The sequence below is a fragment of the Staphylococcus sp. FSL W8-0271 genome (assembly GCF_038006605.1).
Taxonomy (GTDB): Bacteria; Bacillota; Bacilli; order Staphylococcales; family Staphylococcaceae; genus Staphylococcus; species Staphylococcus cohnii.
The window spans coordinates 866,396-888,782 of sequence record NZ_JBBOVM010000001.1; the positions used below are offsets into that span (position 1 = coordinate 866,396).

Below are 22,387 nucleotides of genomic sequence, written 5' to 3' on the forward strand. Positions count from 1 at the left end.
ATGTTTAATAAGGAGTATTTAAAGCTATATTTTATTTGTGGAACGCAAGATATACCAAAGGACAAATCAATCATAGATGTTGTAACTGATGCCTTAGAATCAGGGATTACAATGTTTCAATTTCGAGAAAAAGGAGAAGGCTCATTAACTGGAAATGCCAAAATAGAGCTTGCACAAAAATTATTCTCTTTATGTAAGAGTTACAGTGTTCCTTTTATTGTTAATGATGATGTAGACTTAGCAAATGCGATAGATGCAGATGGAATACATGTAGGACAAAATGACGCAAATGTAGATATATTCGCTAGTGCATTTACCGATAAAATAATAGGACTTAGTGTGAGTGATTTAGAAGAATATCAAGTATCGGACTTATCCAATGTTGATTATATCGGTGTTGGGCCAATGTATCATACTGGATCAAAATCAGATGCTAAAGCTCCAGTAGGGCCAGAAATGATTCAAACATTAAGAACTAAAGTTCAAGATTTTCCAATCGTTGCTATTGGAGGTATTCATACAAAAAATGCTGAAACAATTATGAATCATGGTGCAGATGGATTATCAATCATTTCAGCTATCGCTAAAAGTTCAAATATCTCAGAAACTGTACAACAATTTTTACAAACTGTTGAATAATGCGGAAAATTTCTTTTTTTGTTTTCTACTTTCCTTTGAGTATGATAAAATAAATTTTATGTGAATATATCATTAGAGGTGGAAAAATGAAAAAGAAAGCGCTACTACCTTTATTATTAGGTGTAATGGTCTTATTAGCAGGCTGTGACTATTCTAAACCTGAAAATAGAGATGGATTTTTCTTTAATACGTTTGTAGAACCAATGGACAAATTAATTCATTGGTTGGGAACAAGTTTTAACAATGATTATGGTTTAGCAATAGTAGTACTTGTATTGGCAATACGTGTTGTATTATTGCCTTTCATGTTATCAAACTATAAAAATAGTCATATGATGCGAGAAAAGATGAAGGTTGCAAAACCAGATATCGATGCAGTTCAAGAAAAAGTTAAGCGTTCAAGAACGCAAGAAGAAAAAATGGCTGCAAACCAAGAAATGATGGAAGTATATAAAAAATACGATATGAATCCAATGAAGAGTATGTTAGGTTGTTTACCAATCTTAATTCAAATGCCAATCATTATGGGCTTATTCTTCGTATTAAAATATCCTTCAAGTGGTGGATTTACTGAACATCCAAATTTCTTATGGTTCAATTTGTCACAACCTGATATTTGGATTACAGTTATCGCTGGTATTTTATACTTCTTACAAGCATTTGTATCAAGTAAGAGTATGCCAAATGAACAACGTCAAATGGGATATATGATGATGATTATTTCTCCAATTATGATTGTTTGGATTTCTTTAAGTTCTGCGTCTGCATTAGGTCTTTATTGGTCAGTCAGTGCGGCATTCTTGATTGTACAAACTCAAGTTGCTAACATGTATTATTCTAACCTTGCTAAAAAAGAAGTTGCTCCAATGATTGAAGCAATGAAGAAGAATAATTCTGATAAAGCTAGCAAAGGCAAGAATACACAAGTAGCATCTAAGAAATCTAAAAAGAAATAGTGCGTCATATCATTAATTAAAATGACAAACCTGGTACATAATAAATAGCAGGTATAAAGCATATGAAGCGTCAGGGACATAAAGTCCTTGGACAAGTGAAAAAAGGCAATTTCTATTGAAATAATATAGAAATTGCCTTTTTCATTTTTGTGTTTGGTTTTGTGGCAGCCACATCACTTGGATACAATCATTAAGCAGTTTTTCTATTTTACTACCAAAGAATACGGCTTGTGATTAAGTACCATAATTAAGATTTTAAAAATACCATTCTTTAAAAAAGGTATCTATATAACTTTTCATATATTCATGGCGTTGCTGTGCCAAATTTTTTGCAGTTTTAGTATGCATAAGAGATTTAAGTTTAAATAATTTTTCATAAAAGTGTTTAATTGCAGAAGGCTCCCATTCAAAATATGGTTGATTAGATTCGTCTATGTTATAAGATGGATGTTCAACCCACATGGGTTCGCCGAAATAACCTGCAAATTGAAACGTGCGTGCTATACCAATTGCACCAATAGCGTCTAAACGATCTGCATCACGAACTATTTGTCCTTCAATTGACAATTGAATATGATCATTCTTACCATTTTTATAACTTATATGTTCAATGATATGTAATATATTTTGTTGTACCGTATTATCAAGTTCCAAATGATTAAGAAATTGTACTAATTTTATTTTTGCTTCTTTGGTATGAGTAAGTTTTTCATCTATGGTGTCATGTAAAATACTTGCTAATTGAATGGTGAGTAAATGACCTTGTTGTTCATTCATAGCAATATATTTTGCCAATCTTGTAACACGTTTTACATGTGCAACATCATGTCCAGTTGTATCATCACAGTGAAAAGATGTCATATAGTCTTGTGCTTTAGAGATTAAGTCATTATCCGTCATAAAAAGTGCCTCCATTTTGAGAAAATTAAATTAATAAATAAAATTTGAGGTTAAAATAGTGAGAAAAAATCAATATTTTTAAGATAAAACGCTGTATAGCTATATAAGAATGACCCAAAAGTATGTATATACTCTAAAAATTCATATGTAAAGAAACACATTTTATTTTAGCCGCGAGCAATTACTAAGATTAAAAATGTCCGAGACATATGATAAGCCTCGGACTACTAATTATTCTATAAAATAGGAGATAATAACCTTGAAATGCCTTCTTTAAATTTGACCCATAAACTTCTCTGTTCATATAATGCTTTCGTTAGTCTATAAGAAACGTTTAAATCTTTTTCAAAAGCCACTCTTAAAGCTTTAGCAATATGTGTATCATAGATAAATGCATTTATCTCAAAGTTTAATGTGAAGCTACGATGATCCATATTTGTTGTACCAACGCTTGCAACTTCATCGTCAATCACGAGTGTTTTAGAATGTAAGAAACCATTATTGTAGTGGAAGATATTCACACCAGCATCTAATAAAGAAGCAACATTATTGTATGTTGCCCAATAAACAAAAGGATGGTCTGGTTTATTAGGTATCATGATATTAACATTCACACCACCTAATGACGCAATTTTAACAGCGTCTAGAAATGCTTGGTCAGGTATAAAATAAGGTGATTGTATATAAATGGAGTGCTTTGCAGAAGCAATCATTTTTAAATAACCGTATTTTATCTGTTCCCACGTTTCATCAGGACCACTTGAAGCAATTTGTACACCCGTTGTACCACCTGAATCTACATCTGGAAAATAGCGTTCTTCATATTTTAAATTATCACGTGTTGAATGTGAGTTCCAGTCTAGCATAAAGCGTAGTTGTAAAGCGTTAACAGCATCTCCAACAATTCGGAGATGTGTATCTCTCCAATAGCCAAACTTTTTCTTAAGTCCTAAATATTCGTCACCGACATTAAAACCACCTACATAACCGATATGTCCATCGATAACAACAATTTTTCTGTGATTACGGTTGTTCATTCTCAAATTAATTAATGGTAATTTAGAAGGAAAGAATGCTTCTACGAGTCCACCTTTTTTTCTAAAAGCTTTAAAGTCTTTAATTGACAAACCTCTAGAGCCCATATCATCATAAAGCATTTTCACTTCGACACCTTCATTAAGCTTATGTTCTAATGCTGTCAATATGCGTTTTCCTAATTGATCATTACGGAAAATATAGTATTGAATATGTATATAATCTTTGGCATTATATATATCTTCAATGAGTGAATCAAACTTTTCTTTTCCATCTACAAAAATGGTTATATCATTATCGGTAGTTAAGAATGCCGCATTATTATACAATAACATTTGTACCATATCTTTAAATTTCACGATTTGATGATTGCCTTTTGAAAAGTCATCATTTTTCAAGGCTTCTAGTTGTTCATTTACAATCATTTCAATGCCGACTTTATCTTCTTCATCTAAACTAAAGATATGTTCTCGTTGGATTTGGCGACCAAAAAGTAAATATACGATAAAACCTAAAATAGGTATAAGACCCAAAACCAATATCCATGCCCAAACAGAACCTGCAGATCGTCGCTCCATAAAGATAATTGTAAATGCAAAGATTAGGTTTAATATAAATGCGCCAATCAGAATGACATTAATGATGACGTTCGTATGGTTGTATGTTATAGCAAAAATATCTATCATATTAAACCTCCAAGTTGCTATTCAATTAATTTCCAATTGATAAATTCTTAATCATTGTAACATGGTACCACGTTTTTATCACTTGACTAATACCTTGTAGGGGTATATTATAAATATATATAAATAGGAGGCGTTGAATCATGGCCGATTTGCAAAAAGCGCATCATTCTGAACAAATTAAATCAAATTTAAAATCCCGTTTAAATCGTATTGAAGGTCAAGTGAGAGCAATCAATCGTATGATAGATGAAGATGTATATTGTGATGATGTACTTACACAAATAAGAGCGACAAGATCAGCACTTAACAGTGTTGCTACGAAACTGCTGGATCATCATATGAAAAGTTGTATCATGGATAAAGTTAATCAAGGTGAGCAACAAGAAGCGATGGATGAGTTATTAGTAACTTTTCAAAAGTTAATGAAAGATTAGATCAGGTGACGTTAATGGAATCACAAATTATATATTTAAGTAAAATAAATCATAAACAAGATAAGCTTCAAATAGAAAATAAATTATCACAAATCATCGGTGTGAACCATGTTTCAGTTGATATTGAAAAAGCTCAAGTGTTTATAGAATTTGAAACACCAGCAAGTTTAAACAATTTAGAAAAAGACTTATATGATTTAGGATTTGATATTTTATATTAAGTTAGCCTATGCCATAGAAATGTTATCTTACTCAAATCATTTCATAAAAGATTGATATGAAATTATCAATAAACTTACACTGAGTTATATTCTACTTTTGGATTTTAATAGTTAAAATAATTATTAAGTGAAAATTTTAAAACTACGTAATAAAACAAAAATTTTTTTATAAAAATAAAGGAAATTTCAATAACATGTAGTAATTTGTAAATAAATAGGGTAAAATAGAATAGAAGCTAGAAGCTAGAAGCTAGAAGTTAGGAGTGATGATATGAGTAAAGATAACGAAAAGATTCAAAATGTAGTTAAACTATTATCATCATTAGGGGTAAACATAAAGAAAACTAAATCAAGATTAGAAGTCATGCATACTTTACCAACGACTGTGAAAGCCGCTAACGAATTGAAATAGTGAGTTACCCATACTAAGAATAAAGCATATATGCAAAAATTAAGAGGCTGAGACAATTTTATTGTCTCAGCCTCTTATCGTTATATTGACAGTCAGTCTTGACTGATTGGACAGAAGCAATCATTTTAAATAAATTAGATTGCCTCATAGCTCATTTAATGCGTGTGATTGAATGGCTCATTTACATTCATACATAAAAGCGTTGGAAACATATTGATTTCGCATTTATCAATTGATTTATTCAACAAAATAAACATCACCACTGCTTAATTTATACATTAAAATATTTTTCGTATAATATTGGCAGTGATTTGGGCTGACTCTTGCGGGAATAGCACTAGCCGAAGACTACAGGTTAAGGCAGTGCCCGCGGAAAGCGTGCACAAAAAAACTGCCAACAAAGTCAGAGACTTTGTCGACAGTTTGAGACGATATTTATTTGTTTTGTGTTGTATATTGTCTAGATTGGTGGTAATAAATTGATAATATAACACCTATGCCACACATTAAACTCCATAATGAGCTACCGCCATAACTAATAAATGGTAATGGTATACCAGTAATTGGTAATAGTTGAACAGTCATACCAATATTTTCTAAGATATGGAATAGTATCATCGTCGTAAATCCAATGATGAAAATTTTACTAAATGGTAATTCTATTTTAGTGGCAAGTCGTACTAGATGAAAAATAAACGCTAGAAAAATCAATATCAAAATGACAGAACCAATAAAACCAAATTCTTCCCCGATAACCGAGAAAATAAAATCAGTGTGATTTTCTGGAATATAAACTTCACCTTGATTGAATCCTTTTCCAAATAATTGACCAGATCCAATCGCTTTAAGTGACTCAGTTAAATGAAATCCATCCCCACTACTATAAGTATAAGGATCGAGCCACGAATTGATACGACTTAATTGATAAGGTTGAATGCCGAAACTATTTTCTAAAATAGAAGGTTTATAAATCACTGATAATATTACTGTCGACGCGATAACGACTGCTCCTATTAATAAAGGGGCTAGTATTTTCCACGTTATTCCACTGATTATCATAACCCCAATAATAATCGCAAAAATAACTAGGGTTGTACCTAAATCATTTTGCAATAATATAAGTACCATTGGTATAAAGGCTATACCGATAATTTTAAAGAATAATTTAAAATCAGTTTCTAAAGATTTGTTAAAAGTAAATTGATTATGTTTTGTTACAATTTTAGCTAATGCTAAAATCATAACTATTTTCATAAATTCAGATGGTTGGACACTGATTGGACCAAATGTATACCAGCTTTTTGCTCCGTTAATAATCGGTGTGATGGGAGTTTCTGGAATAATCAGTAATAATAATAATGAGAAACAAAGTATAATATAAAGTAAATATGTATATTTCATCAGTTTTTTAGGTGAAATTAACATTATCAACAATGCGATGATCGCCCCAAAAACATAATATAATATCTGACGTATACTAAAGTTAGCGCTATATTGGCCTCCACCCATTGCAGAACTAATTAATGTAATACTAATGATAGCGAATAACGCGATGAAGCCAACTAAAATCCAGTCTATTTTTCGGATCCAATGATTATTTTTTGATTGACGTGAAGTATTCATTTCTTACTCCTTTGGAAAACTATTATTTCAATTATATGTAGTATATATAGATTTTACCGAACTTTATACGATTTTGCTAGAAGTAGGGTATGTAAAACTTAAAAAACTTCAATATACTAATAAAAAACAATAATTTTACTACTACATAACAAATGCAAAATGCTAATAAATCGTGATATGATGTAGTTTAAGAATTCTATATGGAGGCTAAAATATGGCTAAAGAAAATGTTTGTATCGTATATGGAGGTAAAAGTGCTGAACACGATGTTTCAATATTAACGGCACAAAATGTCTTAAATGCGATTGATAAAGAAAAATATCAAGTGGACATTATTTACATAACAAACGATGGTGATTGGAAAAAGAAAGAAAATATCGTAGATCCTATAGATGACATAGATACGTTACGATTAGCAGAAGTTCCTGCTGGAGAAATCTCCAAATTATTGAATGAAGGAAGTCTAGGCACAGCATATAGTGCAGTTTTCCCATTATTACATGGACCGAATGGTGAAGATGGGACAATTCAAGGTTTATTTGAAGTATTAGATATACCATATGTTGGTAATGGTGTGTTAGCAGCCTCAAGTTCAATGGATAAACTTGTAATGAAACAACTATTTGCACATAGAGGGTTACCTCAATTACCTTATGTAAGTTTCTTAAGAAGCGAATATCAAAAATACGAAAATAATATTCTTAAATTGGTACACGATAAGTTAGAATATCCTGTATTTGTGAAACCTGCGAATTTAGGCTCAAGCGTAGGTATTAGTAAGTGTAACGATGAGGAAGAATTAAAAAAAGGTATAGAAGAAGCATTTCAATTCGATCGTAAATTAGTGATTGAGCAAGGTATCGATGCTAGAGAAATTGAAGTGGCTGTATTAGGTAATGATTATCCTGAAACGACATGGCCTGGCGAGGTAGTTAAAGATGTTGCCTTTTATGATTATAAAGCCAAATATAAAGATGGGAAAATCAAATTAGATATTCCGGCTGATTTAAATGATGAAGTGAAAATGACTTTAAGAAATATGGCTGTAGAAGCTTTTAAAGCAACAGATTGTTCAGGATTACTGCGTGCAGATTTCTTTGTAACTGAAGATAATCAAATTTTTATTAATGAAACAAATGCAATGCCTGGTTTCACTGCTTATAGTATGTATCCAAGCTTATGGGAAAATATGGGTGTCAGCTATGCAGAACTCATAAGTAAATTAATTGAATTAGCAAAAGAAAAACACGAAGATAAAAAGAAAAATAAATACAAAATTGACTGAGGCGGTTAAATCATGATTGAAGTAACTTTAGAACAAATCCAAGATTGGATTCCTTGTGAGATTAATAATGATTATTTAGATTACACAATTAAAGGTGTTTCTATAGACTCAAGAAAAATTGATGAACAAAATTTATTTATTCCATTTAAAGGAGAACATGTCGATGGACATAAATTTGTGAATCAAGCATTGAAAGATGGTGCTGGTGCAGCATTTTATCAGAAAGACAGTGTTTTAGATCCTCAAATTTCTGGTCCAATTATTTGGGTGGATGATACATTGGAAGCATTGCAGCAATTAGCCAAAGCATATTTGGCGTTTGTTAATCCGCATGTGATTGCTGTTACTGGGTCTAACGGTAAAACAACGACTAAAGACATGATTGAAAGTGTATTGAAGCCTCAATTCAAAGTAAAAAAAACGCAAGGAAATTATAACAATGAAATCGGTATGCCATTAACCATTTTGCAATTAGATCAAGATACAGAAATTTCTATTTTAGAAATGGGAATGTCAGGTTTTCATGAAATTGAAGCATTATCACAATTAGCAAATCCAGATATTGCAATCATTACTAATATTGGTGAATCACATATGCAAGATTTAGGATCGCGTGAAGGTATAGCGAAAGCTAAATCCGAAATTACAATTGGACTTAAACCTCATGGCTTATTTATTTATGATGGTGATGAACCATTGTTAAAGCCACATGTTGATAAATTAGTGGATTTAGATTTAATCAGTATAGGTAAAAAGGAAAGTAATGATTTGGTCTGTCAAATTGACAATATAGATGATACAGGTATTGTTTTTAATATTAATGGAGCTGAAAATTATGAATTACCTATCTTAGGTGAACATAATATGAAAAATGCGACTATAGCTATTGCCGTTGGTAAAAGATTGAATCTGAGTTACGACACGATATATCAAAATATTCAAGATGTTCAACTCACAGGTATGAGAATGGAGCAACATCATACTGATTCAGGTATACTTGTTATTAACGATGCATATAATGCTAGTCCAACTAGTATGAAAGCTGCAATTGACACACTCAGTAGTATGGAAGGCAGAAAAATACTTGTATTGGGTGATGTCTTAGAATTGGGTCCTGACAGTCAAATAATGCATGAAGCGGTTGGAGATTATTTAGTTAATAAACAAATCGATGCGTTATATACTTATGGAAAAGAAGCGGGCCACATTCATCATACAGGCAAAGCATTTGTAAAATCTGCGGAACACTATACAGATAAAACAGCATTGATTAAGTCATTAAAAACAAATATTGAACCACAAGATAAAATATTAATAAAAGGTTCAAGAGGGATGCAATTAGAAGAAGTTGTAGAATCCCTAATTTAAAATTATAGACACCACATTTTTCATCACTTTTAATAATGAAAATAGTGGTGTTTTATTTTTTGTTTGTTTTAAAGAATAGTATGTAGCAATATTTAGTAACTTGAATCAGTATATTTAAGTTACTAAATATTTGAATATTACTAATAATTATCAAGATAAATAAATCTACAAATTTTTTTTTCGAAAGAAAAAATAAATACCGAAAAATAAAATTAAACGCTTACAACCTATATATCACAGTATTTTCTTAACATAATGTGATTATAAATGAGGAAATTTAGACGATTATTATAAATTTGGTTTATTGCGATTATAGACTTGAGGTGGTACTATAAAGAAGTTGAAGAAACTTAGATGAACATATATGTAGAGAAATACAGATAAATAAAGGAGAATTATATTGCAAAATTTTAAAGAATTAGGGATCTCAGATAAAACGGTAGAAACCCTAGTATCAATGGGGTTCGATGAGGCCACTCCTATACAAAAAGAGAGTATCCCTCTTGCCTTAGAAGGTAAGGATGTTCTTGGTCAAGCGCAAACAGGTACAGGAAAAACAGGCGCTTTTGGTATTCCACTTATTGAGAAAGTGGCAGGACAAGACGGAGTTCAATCATTAATATTAGCACCAACAAGAGAATTGGCGATGCAAGTTGCTGAATCACTTAGAACGTTTGCGACAGGTCAAAATGTACAAATAGTAACTGTATTTGGTGGTATGCCAATAGATCGTCAAATTAAATCACTTAAAAAGGGCCCACAAATTGTTGTAGGTACACCTGGACGTGTTATCGATCATTTAAATCGTCGTACGTTAAAAACAAACGATATTCATACATTAATATTAGATGAAGCAGATGAAATGATGAATATGGGCTTTATTGATGATATGAAATTTATTATGGATAAAATACCAGCAGCACAACGTCAAACAATGCTGTTTTCAGCTACCATGCCAAAAGCTATTCAAACATTAGTGCAACAATTTATGAAATCACCAGAAATTGTTAAAACTATGAATAATGAGATGTCAGATCCTCAAATAGATGAATATTACACAATTGTCAAAGAATTAGAAAAATTTGATACATTTACAAATTTCTTAGATGTACATCAACCTGAGTTAGCAATTGTTTTTGGCCGTACTAAGCGTCGTGTTGACGAATTAACAAGTGCATTAATTTCAAAAGGTTATAAAGCTGAAGGTTTACATGGTGATATCACACAAGCTAAACGTTTAGAAGTATTGAAGAAATTTAAAAACGATCAATTGGATATCTTAGTTGCTACAGATGTTGCAGCAAGAGGCCTTGATATATCTGGCGTAAGTCATGTTTATAATTTTGATATACCTCAAGATACAGAAAGTTATACGCACAGAATTGGCCGTACAGGTCGTGCTGGTAAAAAAGGTGTAGCAATCACTTTTGTTAACCCAATTGAAATGGATTATATCCGTCAAATTGAACAAGCAAATAAACGACAAATGACAGCATTGAGACCACCTCATCGTAAAGAAGTGCTTAAAGCACGTGAAGACGATATTAAAGGTAAAGTTCAAAACTGGATGTCAAGAGATAGCGAACCAAGACTAGAACGTATTGCAACAGAATTACTTGAAGAATATAATGATGTGAATTTAGTAGCAGCATTACTACAAGAGTTGGTTGAATCAAACGATGAAGTTGATGTTCAATTAACATTTGAAAAACCATTATCTCGAGGCAAAGGTCGTCAAGGTAAAGGTGGACCAAAACGTGGCGGTGGAAACCATAAACGTGGTGGCGGCAAATTCGATAGCAGAAATCGTCGTCCAAATAAAGGCGGCTTCAACAATAAAAAGAAAAATGATAGATCATCAGATAGAAACAACAAAAAATCAATGAAAGGTCGCACATTCGCCGACCATAAAAAATAAAATACTTTATCATATATGAATTTTAGGTTTAGTCACTCCAATTTATTGGGGTGACTTTTTTATATATTAAAGTAATACGGACACATAAAAACGATTAGTAAATGTGCAAAATTATAAAACCAATTAGAAAATATTTGAATGATCATCTAGTTCTAATACTATAATGAAGCAAGCATATCGCTATGTTATAATGAATTGAAAAATTTTATTAAGGAGTGTAATTATGACTAACGACCAACAATTTAGGCGTAGCCCTAAGCAAGCAATGAGATATTATTACATACTTGAAGTTCTTGAATTGATTGTTAGTTTAATATTTATGGTGGCATTAGTGTTTTTATGGAGTCATTATAATTGGTGGCATTTTTTAATTTACATATTTATTGCAATAATAATTTTTGATGTTATCTATATGCTATTAAGACCTTGGTTGAAGTATAAATACACATTTTATTGTGTGAAAGACCACTATATAGAAATAAAAAAGGGATTATTTTTTAAAAAGTATGAAATTATTAAATTTGAACGTACACAATTTTTAAAAAGAAAAAGCAATCCATTATTAAGACAATTACATATATCAAAACTAACTTTGATGACTGCTGGACATTCACTTGATTTCCCATTGATGTTAACAAAGGAAATTGAAGTATTTGAACATAACATTTTAGAATACTTACGAGGAGCTGATTACGATGTATAGTCCTCAAAAATTACATCCAATTTCTTATATTACTGGAATAATTGAAGCGATTAAACAAAATATTATTTTAATTATCATTTTTTTAGTTTTCAATTTACGTGACTTTGATTTTACCGATTATAAATCATATATCTATCCAGGAATTGTTACTATTATTTTTTTAATCTCGTTTGTATTACAAATATTAAAGGTTTATAACACTAGATACTGGATTGAAAATGATCATTTTATCTTGGCTACCGGTATTTTTAGCAAAGAAAAAAAAGAGTTGAATATACGGAGAATTCAAACGCTAGATACATCACAAGGTATTATTAATCAAATTGTTGGTGGGGTAATACTTCAAATTAAAACACCAAGTGATGGTATAGAGTTAGATACTGTATCAAAAAAGCAAAGTGATTTTATCCAGCAAACCTTAAAAGAAAAGCAACAAAGCTTAACTCAAAACAGCGAAATCAGTGACACTGATAGTTCGTTTGCAGCGCAGGATACTGAAAAAGAGCAAAATATGCAGTCGCCCGCTATTAATATCTATAAACTGAATTTTAAAGAACTTTTATTTATGGCTTTAACGAGTGGTGTAATTGGTGTAGCTTTTGCAACTCTTTCACCAATTATGTTTGCACTTAATGACATTATACCTTGGGACAAAATTACAGCTACATTTTCTGAAATCTTTCAAGCTACTTTTATGATTATTTTAATGATTGTTGTCTTGGTTATTGTAGCAAGTTATATTTTTGGAACTGTCATTGAGATAATAAGAAATTTCAATTATACGGTTACGCAGCAAGGGACACAATTAAATATTCAATATGGTTTGTTTAATGTCAAAAGCATTACTGTACCAACTGACCGAGTGCAAGCAATTGTAGAACGTCAATCATTTTTAAGGAAGTTATTTGGCTACACTTCAATTCATTTCGTTATTACTAGTGACATGGGTAGTTTAAATAAAGATGATGTTACACTAGGTGGCAATGTAATGATCTTGCCATTTATTAAGAGAAAAAAAGCATTTGAACTTATAAAGCTGCTTATTCCAGACATGAAATTTACTAGACCTAAACTAGGCATGCCTTGGAGAGGATTTCATAGATATTTTTGGAGAGAGTCATTAGTATTACTTATTGGTGCTGCGATTGGTACTTATTATTGGTCTGTCTGGTCGTTTGTTATAGCAGGGTGCTTAATTGTATTAATGATTCTTCACAGTTTTATCGTTATTAAGTATTCAGGCTTAAACTTAAAGCGTGATGAATTAGTTGTACGGAATGTAACCATGTTTGGCTTTAAAAGCACATACTTTAAACACAATAAATTATTAGGGATGCAGATGTCAGAAAATCCTTTTCTAATTCGCAGTAGACTAACGAACTTTAAGTTTATAATTGCCAAAGCTGCTGGTAGCGAAGAAATAGGATTGAAATACAGTGAAGTTACTAATGTAGAGACACTAAAGTCATGGTATTTGAGAGGTGATTTTGATGAGTGAATATAATTATATGGATAAATCTGGTAAAACAGTAATGCGTATTACTTCTATAATTACAGTAATCCTATTAATTTTAATTTTATCAATTGTTACAATAATTGATAAAATATGGTTACATTTCATAAGTTCTAAAGTATTGTTTTGGTTATGGACGATTAATATCACGCTTGCATTAATTGTTATAATTGTAGGTGGGATTATAGCACCAATTTATAGATATAAAATATTTAGATATAAGCTAGAAAATCAAGAAATAACGGTTAGAAATGGTTTGTGGTTTGTTAATGTAGTAAACATCCCTTTGTTTCGTATTCAAAATGTAGATACACATGAAGGTATCTTAATGCGAAAATATAATTTAGCGAGTTTAACCTTGTCTACAGCTGGTGGAAATACTGAAATAAAGTTAATTGACAAAAATGAAGCAAATGCTTTAAAGCAAGAAATAAAAAAAGGTGATCATTCTATGCAACAGAGTTTATAATATAAATACTTGTCATAGAAAGTTAGGAGTAGCTAATGATATATGGTATTGGCATTGATTTAATTGAAATTGATAGAATAAAAAAACTTTACCACAGACAAGACAAATTAGTAGAACGAGTTTTGTCAAAAAATGAGCGAAATCGTTTTCACAAGTTTAAAAGTGAAGCTCGTAAAATAGAATTTTTAGCGGGTAGGTTCACCTGTAAAGAAGCCTTTAGCAAAGCGCTTGGTACCGGACTTGGAAAAGAGATTGCATTAAATGAAATTGACTGTTTTAATGATGAACTTGGTAAACCATGTATCAATTATGATGGTTTTATAGTTCATGTAAGTATTTCACACACAGAATACTACGCGGTGAGTCAAGTCATTATAGAAAAATAAAACTATTTTAATATAAAGATTTGGCTATCTTTATTTAATTGTTATAAACTTAACTTAATGTATGTCAAAGCGTAATTTTATTTTTTGAAATGGAGGTCTCGTTTCATGACTGATAAGTATTATAGATCCACCTATTTAAACGTAGATTTAAATGCAATTGTGGCAAATTTTCAAGTTTTTCAAAAATTACATCCAAATAAAACGGTGATGCCAATCGTAAAAGCAAATGCTTATGGGCTTGGCAGTGTGAAAATAGCGCGTCATCTAATGGATCATGGGGCTGATTTTTTTGGCGTAGCAACTTTAGATGAAGCGATAGAATTAAGAATGCATGGTATAGATGCCAAAATTTTAATACTGGGAGTTATACCTACATATAATATAAATAAAGCTATACAACATCGTGTAGCCATTACCGTTCCATCAAAAGCATGGTTAGTTGAAGCATTAAAAGAAATTCCAGTAGATAACGACAAAGATTTATGGTTGCACGTAAAAATAGATACTGGTATGGGAAGATTAGGTATTAAAGATATAAATGAGTACAAAGAAGTTATTGAGTTGATCAATAATCATGAGCATTTAGTATTTGAAGGTGTGTTTACACATTTTGCTTGTGCAGATGAACCTGGAGAATCGATGAATCAGCAACAAAGTCTATTTGAATCAATTGTCAATGAAGATGAAAAACCACAATATATACATTCACAAAATTCTGCAGGTGCATTAATGAAAGATAGCCAATTCTGCAATACAGTACGGGTGGGTATATCATTATATGGTTACTATCCCTCAGGATATGTCAAAGACAGTGTGAAAATACATTTAAAGCCAAGCGCACAGTGGATTAGTGAAATTGTACAAACAAAAGTCTTACAACCTGGAGAATCTGTAAGTTATGGCAGTATTTATACAGCAACAGAACCTACAAAAATAGGTATCATTCCCGTTGGGTACGCAGATGGTTTTCCAAGAATGATGACTGGATTTTCTGTCAATGTAAATGGCAAACAATGTGAAATTATTGGAAAAGTTTGCATGGATCAAATAATTATTAAAATTCCAGAAGAAATTCAAACAGGAGATAAAGTGATATTGTTGGATCATCATTCAGACAGTAAACAATCTGTGGAAGCGCTGGCATATCAACAACATACAATCAACTATGAAGTTTTATGTCGTTTGAACAGAAGGTTACCACGCATATATTATGGTACCCAAGACCTAGAAATCCTCAATGAATTACTAAAATAGTATAGTCACTGTATTTAAAATTTGTTATTATATATCTAACAAGAAATCTCAATATATTCTATTTTAGTCACATGGAGGTCTTTATTCATGGCAAGTTTTAATCAAAACAGAAATCATAGTATTGAACAACTTTTAAAAGAAGGCTATTCTCAAATGGCTGACTTGAATCTCTCCCTTGCGGCCGAAGCATTTCCATTTGAATGTGAAGCTTGCGATTGCAATGAAGTCTACATTATATCTAAGAATAACAATGAATGATGAGAAGAGGAGACGTTTATTTAGCTGATTTGTCACCAGTACAGGGTTCTGAACAAGGGGGAATAAGACCCGTAGTCATTATACAAAATGATACTGGTAACAAGTATAGTCCTACCGTAATTGTAGCTGCAATTACAGGTAGGATTAATAAGGCTAAAATACCTACACATGTAGAAATAGAAAAAAGCAAGTATAAACTCGACAAGGATTCTGTTATATTGTTAGAGCAAATACGGACTTTAGATAAAAATAGATTAAAAGAAAAGTTGACATATTTATCTGAAGAAAAAATGCAAGAAGTTAATAATGCTATAGATATTAGCCTTGGTTTACATAATATTAGAAATCATAGAACATAATTTTTAAAAGCAAGCGTAATAAAATAACGAATGATAGACATCAATTCCTTATACATGCAACAAACACTTAATTGTAAGATAATTTGAAATAGAACAGAGAAAACATAACATGTGTTTGTAATCAAATATTTTTGAATAGGATGTTTAAGTTGAAAAGCTTTAGGTTATCCTAAAGCTTTTTTCGATATCAACATAAATCATATATATATAAATATTTTGTTTTGCTAGAAATAAAAACTGTATTGCTTGTTTGATCATTTAATACACATACATATAACAGAATATATTCATGTTAAACCGATGTATGCGATTTATATTTGCATTTTGAGGAGGAAATACTGAGTGAAAGAGTTCAAAAATCAATATAAAGCGCTAATTGATGAAAGCCTACACACAGTAAATGAGACAGATTTATTAAAAAAGTGTGAAGGCTTTACTGAAGAAGTGAAAAGAAAAGACTTACTACCTGAAGATATCGTTGAAATTCATAAAAATTATGTTCAAGCCTTAGAGTTAGATAATGAACAAATTACTAAAACATTCAATGTGCTTAAAGAAGTAGTAAAAGGATTTGGCTATAATTATAGAGATTATCAAGATCTTGTAAATCGATTACAATATCATGATAAAGAAATCGACTTAGCATCTCGTTTACAACAAACGATGCTTAAGACTGATATTCCTCAATTTGATAGTATACAAATCGGTGTAATTTCTGTAGCGGCGCAAAAGGTAAGCGGTGATTACTTTAATTTAATAGATCATAAAGATGGTACGATGAGCTTTGCGGTAGCAGATGTTATAGGTAAAGGTATACCTGCTGCATTAGCTATGAGTATGATCAAATTTGGTATGGATTCATATGGGCACTCACAATTACCAAGCGATGGGCTTAAAAGATTGAATCGCGTAGTAGAAAAAAATGTGAATCAAAATATGTTCGTAACAATGTTTTATGGATTATATGAAGAGTTAAATCATTTATTATATTGTAGTTCTGCCGGCCATGAACCGGGGTATATTTATAGAGCTGAAACCGAAACATTCGAAGAAATTAAAGTGAGAGGTCGTGTTTTAGGTGTCAGCCAACAAACGAGATACAATCAGCAAGAAATACCAGTTTATTTAGATGACTTAGTCATCATTTTTACTGATGGTGTCACTGAAGTTAGAAATGAAGCAGGTGACTTTTTAGATAAAAGTTACCTACTCGACATGATAAAAAAGTATAAACATATGCATCCACAAGATATCGTTCAACTTTTATATGAGGCAATTTTAAAAATACAGAATCCAGAAAAAAGAGATGATTTAACAATATTGATTATAAAAAGAGTGAATTAAAGAAGATTAATGATTAAAATAAAAGGGTATAACGGTTATTAATGAGACTATGCTTAGGAGTGTAATTTATGAATCTAAATATTGAAACAATATCACATGATACACATTATGAAGTCAAAGTTGGCGGAGAATTAGATGTTTATACTGTTCCGGAACTTGAAGAGGTACTCGTGCCGATGAGACAAGAGGGAACGCATGACATATATGTAAATTTGGAAAATGTAAGTTATATGGATTCAACTGGCTTAGGGTTATTTGTAGGAACATTAAAAGCTTTAAATCAAAATGATAAAGAATTATATATTTTAGGTGCTTCAGATCGAATAAGTCGACTATTTGATATCACAGGTTTAAAAGATTTGATGCATGTTAATGAAGGAACGGAGGTCGAATAACATGCAACTTAAACAAGATTATATAGAAATGCGTTTACCAGCATCAGCAGAGTATGTAAGTTTAATACGTTTGACATTATCAGGTGTATTTTCTCGTGCTGGAGCTTCATATGACGATATAGAAGATGCCAAAATAGCAGTAAGTGAAGCAGTAACAAATGCAGTAAAACATGCATATAAAAACGATGCTACAGATATAGGTATGATTAACCTTTGTTTTGAAATTTTCGATGATAAAATTAAAATAGTTATTTCTGATCAAGGTGAAAGTTTTGATTATGAAGAAACTAAAGCAAAATTAGGTCCATATAAAGATAATGAAAATATAGATTTCCTTAGAGAAGGAGGTCTTGGTTTATTTTTAATTGAATCATTAATGGATGAAGTTACAGTAGATAAAAACTCTGGTGTAACCATTAGCATGATTAAGTATATAAAAAAAGAGCAGGTGCGAAATAATGGCGAGAGAGTCGAAATCAGTTAATGACGTATCACCTGAACAAATCAACCAGTGGATAATGGAGCATCAAAATAATGAGAATACAAATGCACAAGATAAACTTGTTAAACATTATAAAAAGTTGATTGAATCATTGGCATATAAATATTCAAAAGGTCAATCTCATCACGAAGATCTCGTTCAGGTTGGTATGGTTGGTTTAATTGGCGCAATTAACCGATTCGACCTATCCTTTGATAGAAAGTTTGAAGCTTTTTTAGTACCAACTGTAATTGGTGAGATTAAGCGTTATCTACGTGATAAAACGTGGAGTGTGCACGTTCCAAGACGAATTAAAGAAATCGGGCCCCGTATTAAGAAAGTTACTGATGAGTTAACAAATGAGTTAGAGCGTTCACCTTCTATTGCTGAAATTGCTGATAGGTTAGAAGTCAACGAAGAAGATGTGCTCGAAGCTATGGAAATGGGACAAAGTTACAATGCTTTAAGTGTAGATCATTCCATAGAAGCGGATAAAGATGGCTCGACTGTTACATTATTAGATATTATGGGGCAACAAGATGATAATTATGATTTAACAGAAAAGCGTATGATTTTAGAAAAAATACTTCCAATTTTGTCTGAACGTGAAAGAGAAATTATACAGTGCACATTTATTGAAGGTTTGAGTCAAAAAGAAACAGGTGAAAGAATAGGGTTAAGTCAAATGCATGTATCTCGTTTACAACGAACGGCTATAAAAAAATTGCAAGAAGCAGCAAATCAATAAAATACATGCTAAAAAGCAGAATTCATTCAATGAATTCTGCTTTTTTATAGTTCATTTACTTTCGTAAAAAGAATCAATATAACGTAATATGTTAGAATATATTAGTAATAGTAATTAATTTTTTATTTATGAGTGGAGGATACTATGGATAGTAATTTAATACAATCTATAAAAGAAAAATATAAATTTTCAAGTAAACAAATTAATGCAGTCTTAACTTTGCTTGAAGAAAAAAATACGGTACCATTTATTGCGCGTTATCGTAAAGAACAGACTGGCGGTTTGGATGAAGTAGAAATAAAGCAAATTAATGATGAATACCAATATATGGTCAATCTTCAAAAAAGAAAAGAAGAAGTTATACATAATATAGAAGAACAAGGTCTATTGACTACAGAATTAAAAAATGACATTTTAAAGCAAACTAAGCTACAAAGAGTTGAAGATTTATATAGACCTTATAAACAGAAGAAGAAAACAAGAGCTACAGAAGCTAAAAGAAAAGGTTTAGAACCTTTGGCAAATTGGCTTAAAAGCTCTAGTTTAGACATGACAATAGAAGAAAAAGCAACACAATTTTTAAATGAAGAAATAGAAAATGTAGAACAAGCAATACAAGGTGCACAAGACATTATTGCTGAACAAATTTCAGATGAACCAAAATATAGAACTAAAATTCTTAAAGATACTTTCCAACACGGGAAAATTGTTACACAAAAGAAAAAGAATGCTGAGGATGAGCAAGAAATTTTTTCAATGTATTACGATTATTCAGAACCAATAAAGAAAATCGCTAACCATAGAACATTAGCAATCAATCGTGGAGAAAAAGAAAAAATATTAACAGTCAAAGTAGAAATGGATATTCAAGGAATTGAAAATTTTATTCGTAAGTATGAAGTAATATACCATCATGATGGTTCGAATATCATTGAAAAAGCGATTTCTGATAGCTTAAAACGATTAATTATGCCTTCGATTGAAAGGGAAATTAGAGGGGATTTAACGGAAAAAGCTGAAAATCATGCTATTGATGTATTTAGTGAGAATTTAAGAAATCTTTTATTACAACCACCAATGAAAGGTAAACAAATTCTAGGAGTGGATCCTGCTTTTAGAACAGGGTGTAAATTGGCTGTAATAAATCCTTTCGGAACTTTTATTGCTAAGGGAGTCATATACCCACATCCGCCAGTAAATAAAAAAGAAGAAGCGGAGAAAACGTTTGTTCAATTTGTAAATAATTATGACGTTGATTTAATTGCTATTGGTAATGGTACTGCTAGTAGAGAAACAGAACAATTTGTAGCTTCAATGATTCAGAAACATAAATTAAAAACACAATTTATTATTGTTAACGAAGCTGGAGCTTCTGTTTATTCAGCTTCAGAAGTTGCTCGTTCAGAGTTCCCAGATTTTCAAGTAGAAGAACGTAGTGCTGTTTCGATTGGAAGAAGAGTGCAAGATCCATTAAGTGAACTTGTAAAAATTGACCCAAAATCAATTGGAGTTGGTCAATATCAACATGATGTTAACCAAAAAGCATTGGAAGGCGCGTTAACGTTTGTTGTTGAAACAGCTGTTAACCAAGTAGGGGTAGATGTAAATACAGCTTCACGTTCATTACTGCAATATGTCTCTGGTTTGTCTTCTACTATAGCTCAAAACATCATTTTATATCGTGAAGAAAATGGGCCTATTAAACATAATAAGGATATTGCCAAAGTAAAAAGATTAGGTGCTAAAACATTTGAACAAAGTATTGGTTTTCTAAGAATTATAAATGGCAATGAACCTTTAGATAATACATCAATTCATCCAGAAAGTTACCATGCAACCTATCAATTGTTAAATGAAATAGATTTTGGTGTAGAAAATTTAGGAAATGATGATTTGAAAGCGGCATTAAATCATGTGGATTTGACTAATATGGCTGCAAAACTAAACATTGGAAAACCAACGCTTGAAGATATTATAAAATCATTAATTGCACCTAATAGAGATCCTCGTGATGAATTTGAGACACCAATTTTAAAATCAGATGTCTTATCAATAGAAGATTTAGCAAAAGATATGAAATTAAGTGGTACTGTAAGAAATGTCGTTGACTTTGGAGCTTTTGTGGATATTGGTGTTAAACAAGATGGACTTGTACACATTTCAAAATTATCTAAGAAATTTGTTAAAAATCCTATGGATGTTGTTAGTGTTGGAGATATTGTCGATGTTTGGATATTAGACATCGATGACAAGAAAGGGAAAGTTTCATTAACTATGATTGATCCTCATGGATAATGAAAAGCTACAAAAAATGACAGAATATATTTCTATCACAGTTTTTGAAAGGCCTTTTAAACATAGTGCTTATTTTAATAAACGACTTAGAACAACAGGCGGCCGTTATATACTAAATACACATAATATAGAAATAAATGAAAAACAATATGATGCTTTTGGAGAAAATGCCGTTATTGATATTATTAAACATGAATTATGCCATTACCATCTTCATATTCAAGGAAAGGGATATAAGCATAGAGATAAAGATTTTAAGGTGTTAAGTTCACAGACAGGTTCTCCGAGATTTTGTTCAGCGATTGAAAGTTATGAAGATAGGGTTAGGTATATCTATAAATGCTCAAACTGTGGTGCGAAATATGCTAGGATAAGAAAAGTAAATATAAATAAGATGTTTTGTGGACACTGTAAAGGCAAGCTGATAGAAAAAAAACGTGTTTAAAAACGTGAATTTAATTAAAAAGAGAGTTGAAAATATCAACTCTCTTTTTATTATGAATCACTAGTCATTAGTCATTTGATATTCTCAAATGAAAATGATTAGATTTATTATGAATATTGTGTATTTAAGTAAATAAAACATCTTAAAATGAATATTTACTCTAATTTGTTATTTGTATGTGTTGACGTTATATAATTTATGTTATATGATATTAAACGTTGCGAAAATAATATGAAATTAAATGAAGGAGTTATTAAGTT

24 protein-coding genes are annotated in these 22,387 nt (G+C 31.1%); 21 read left to right on the forward strand and 3 right to left on the reverse strand.

Annotation, left to right across the window (positions count from 1 at the left end; translation table 11 throughout):
- On the forward strand, nt 1-639 hold the full coding sequence (thiE, locus tag NST87_RS04210) for a thiamine phosphate synthase (protein WP_019467994.1): 639 nt from the start codon (nt 1-3) through the stop codon (nt 637-639).
- A gap of 86 nt (nt 640-725) precedes the next feature.
- A complete protein-coding gene (gene yidC, locus NST87_RS04215; RefSeq protein WP_019467995.1) occupies nt 726-1,595 on the forward strand; it encodes a membrane protein insertase YidC in 870 nt (289 codons plus the stop codon).
- Nucleotides 1,596-1,850: 255 nt separating this feature from the next.
- Here yidC and NST87_RS04220 read toward each other — a convergent pair whose 3' ends face one another.
- Together NST87_RS04220 and cls are read right to left on the reverse strand one after the other, a co-directional pair.
- A complete protein-coding gene (locus tag NST87_RS04220; RefSeq protein WP_019467996.1) occupies nt 1,851-2,495 on the reverse strand; it encodes an HD domain-containing protein in 645 nt (214 codons plus the stop codon).
- Nucleotides 2,496-2,731: 236 nt separating this feature from the next.
- Nucleotides 2,732-4,216, reverse strand: a complete 1,485-nt coding sequence (gene cls / locus NST87_RS04225; RefSeq protein WP_019467997.1) for a cardiolipin synthase — start codon at nt 4,214-4,216, stop codon at nt 2,732-2,734.
- A gap of 140 nt (nt 4,217-4,356) precedes the next feature.
- On the opposite strand from cls, the gene csoR reads away from it, so the two are divergent.
- From csoR to NST87_RS04240, 3 genes are all read left to right on the forward strand, one after another.
- A complete protein-coding gene (csoR, locus tag NST87_RS04230) occupies nt 4,357-4,650 on the forward strand; it encodes a copper-sensing transcriptional repressor CsoR (protein ID WP_040030626.1) in 294 nt (97 codons plus the stop codon).
- Between the two features lie 14 nt (nt 4,651-4,664).
- Nucleotides 4,665-4,871, forward strand: a complete 207-nt coding sequence (gene csoZ / locus NST87_RS04235; RefSeq protein ID WP_019467999.1) for a putative copper chaperone CsoZ — start codon at nt 4,665-4,667, stop codon at nt 4,869-4,871.
- Between the two features lie 271 nt (nt 4,872-5,142).
- Nucleotides 5,143-5,283, forward strand: a complete 141-nt coding sequence (locus NST87_RS04240; protein ID WP_002482742.1) for an Lmo0850 family protein — start codon at nt 5,143-5,145, stop codon at nt 5,281-5,283.
- Nucleotides 5,284-5,718: 435 nt separating this feature from the next.
- On the opposite strand, the gene NST87_RS04245 is transcribed toward NST87_RS04240, so the two are convergent.
- The gene (locus tag NST87_RS04245) at nt 5,719-6,906 is read right to left on the reverse strand and encodes an FtsW/RodA/SpoVE family cell cycle protein (RefSeq protein WP_019468000.1); all 1,188 of its coding nucleotides are present in this window, start codon (nt 6,904-6,906) and stop codon (nt 5,719-5,721) included.
- 214 nt (nt 6,907-7,120) lie between these two features.
- On the opposite strand from NST87_RS04245, the gene NST87_RS04250 reads away from it, so the two are divergent.
- From NST87_RS04250 to NST87_RS04325, 16 genes are all read left to right on the forward strand, one after another.
- Complete coding sequence (locus NST87_RS04250) at nt 7,121-8,191, forward strand: D-alanine--D-alanine ligase (RefSeq protein ID WP_019468001.1); 1,071 nt, start codon at nt 7,121-7,123, stop codon at nt 8,189-8,191.
- 12 nt (nt 8,192-8,203) lie between these two features.
- Nucleotides 8,204-9,559, forward strand: a complete 1,356-nt coding sequence (locus NST87_RS04255; RefSeq protein ID WP_019468002.1) for a UDP-N-acetylmuramoyl-tripeptide--D-alanyl-D-alanine ligase — start codon at nt 8,204-8,206, stop codon at nt 9,557-9,559.
- Nucleotides 9,560-9,959: 400 nt separating this feature from the next.
- Nucleotides 9,960-11,477, forward strand: a complete 1,518-nt coding sequence (gene cshA, locus NST87_RS04260) for a degradosome RNA helicase CshA (RefSeq protein WP_019468003.1) — start codon at nt 9,960-9,962, stop codon at nt 11,475-11,477.
- 223 nt (nt 11,478-11,700) lie between these two features.
- Nucleotides 11,701-12,180, forward strand: a complete 480-nt coding sequence (locus NST87_RS04265) for a PH domain-containing protein (RefSeq protein ID WP_019468004.1) — start codon at nt 11,701-11,703, stop codon at nt 12,178-12,180.
- Entirely contained in the window at nt 12,173-13,678 is a 1,506-nt protein-coding gene (locus tag NST87_RS04270; protein ID WP_145380076.1) for a PH domain-containing protein, read from the forward strand. The genes NST87_RS04265 and NST87_RS04270 overlap by 8 nt, the downstream gene beginning before the upstream one ends.
- Nucleotides 13,671-14,162 (forward strand): PH domain-containing protein, encoded by a 492-nt coding sequence (locus tag NST87_RS04275; RefSeq protein WP_019468006.1) that lies wholly within the window; start codon nt 13,671-13,673, stop codon nt 14,160-14,162. The genes NST87_RS04270 and NST87_RS04275 overlap by 8 nt, the downstream gene beginning before the upstream one ends.
- Before the next feature lie 35 nt (nt 14,163-14,197).
- Nucleotides 14,198-14,548, forward strand: coding sequence for a holo-ACP synthase (gene acpS / locus NST87_RS04280; protein WP_019468007.1), 351 nt, complete (start codon nt 14,198-14,200; stop codon nt 14,546-14,548).
- 105 nt (nt 14,549-14,653) lie between these two features.
- Nucleotides 14,654-15,802, forward strand: a complete 1,149-nt coding sequence (gene alr, locus NST87_RS04285; protein WP_019468008.1) for an alanine racemase — start codon at nt 14,654-14,656, stop codon at nt 15,800-15,802.
- Nucleotides 15,803-15,889: 87 nt separating this feature from the next.
- Nucleotides 15,890-16,060, forward strand: coding sequence for a type II toxin-antitoxin system antitoxin MazE (gene mazE / locus NST87_RS04290; RefSeq protein ID WP_019468009.1), 171 nt, complete (start codon nt 15,890-15,892; stop codon nt 16,058-16,060).
- Complete coding sequence (locus tag NST87_RS04295; protein WP_019468010.1) at nt 16,057-16,419, forward strand: type II toxin-antitoxin system PemK/MazF family toxin; 363 nt, start codon at nt 16,057-16,059, stop codon at nt 16,417-16,419. Before mazE ends, NST87_RS04295 begins: the two co-directional genes overlap by 4 nt.
- A 342-nt stretch (nt 16,420-16,761) precedes the next feature.
- Nucleotides 16,762-17,763 carry a SpoIIE family protein phosphatase gene (locus tag NST87_RS04300; protein WP_019468011.1) on the forward strand — a complete coding sequence of 334 codons (1,002 nt, stop codon included), beginning with the start codon at nt 16,762-16,764 and terminating at the stop codon, nt 17,761-17,763.
- Between the two features lie 68 nt (nt 17,764-17,831).
- Complete coding sequence (locus NST87_RS04305) at nt 17,832-18,158, forward strand: anti-sigma factor antagonist (protein ID WP_019468012.1); 327 nt, start codon at nt 17,832-17,834, stop codon at nt 18,156-18,158.
- A gap of 1 nt (nt 18,159) precedes the next feature.
- Nucleotides 18,160-18,642 (forward strand): anti-sigma B factor RsbW, encoded by a 483-nt coding sequence (rsbW, locus tag NST87_RS04310; RefSeq protein ID WP_019468013.1) that lies wholly within the window; start codon nt 18,160-18,162, stop codon nt 18,640-18,642.
- Nucleotides 18,617-19,387 (forward strand): RNA polymerase sigma factor SigB, encoded by a 771-nt coding sequence (sigB, locus tag NST87_RS04315; RefSeq protein ID WP_019468014.1) that lies wholly within the window; start codon nt 18,617-18,619, stop codon nt 19,385-19,387. The genes rsbW and sigB overlap by 26 nt, the downstream gene beginning before the upstream one ends.
- A 144-nt stretch (nt 19,388-19,531) precedes the next feature.
- The gene (locus tag NST87_RS04320) at nt 19,532-21,682 is read left to right on the forward strand and encodes a Tex family protein (RefSeq protein WP_019468015.1); all 2,151 of its coding nucleotides are present in this window, start codon (nt 19,532-19,534) and stop codon (nt 21,680-21,682) included.
- Nucleotides 21,675-22,127: a SprT family protein gene (locus NST87_RS04325; RefSeq protein WP_040030625.1), complete on the forward strand. Its 453-nt coding sequence runs from the start codon at nt 21,675-21,677 to the stop codon at nt 22,125-22,127. Before NST87_RS04320 ends, NST87_RS04325 begins: the two co-directional genes overlap by 8 nt.
- Nucleotides 22,128-22,387: the final 260 nt, after the last annotated feature.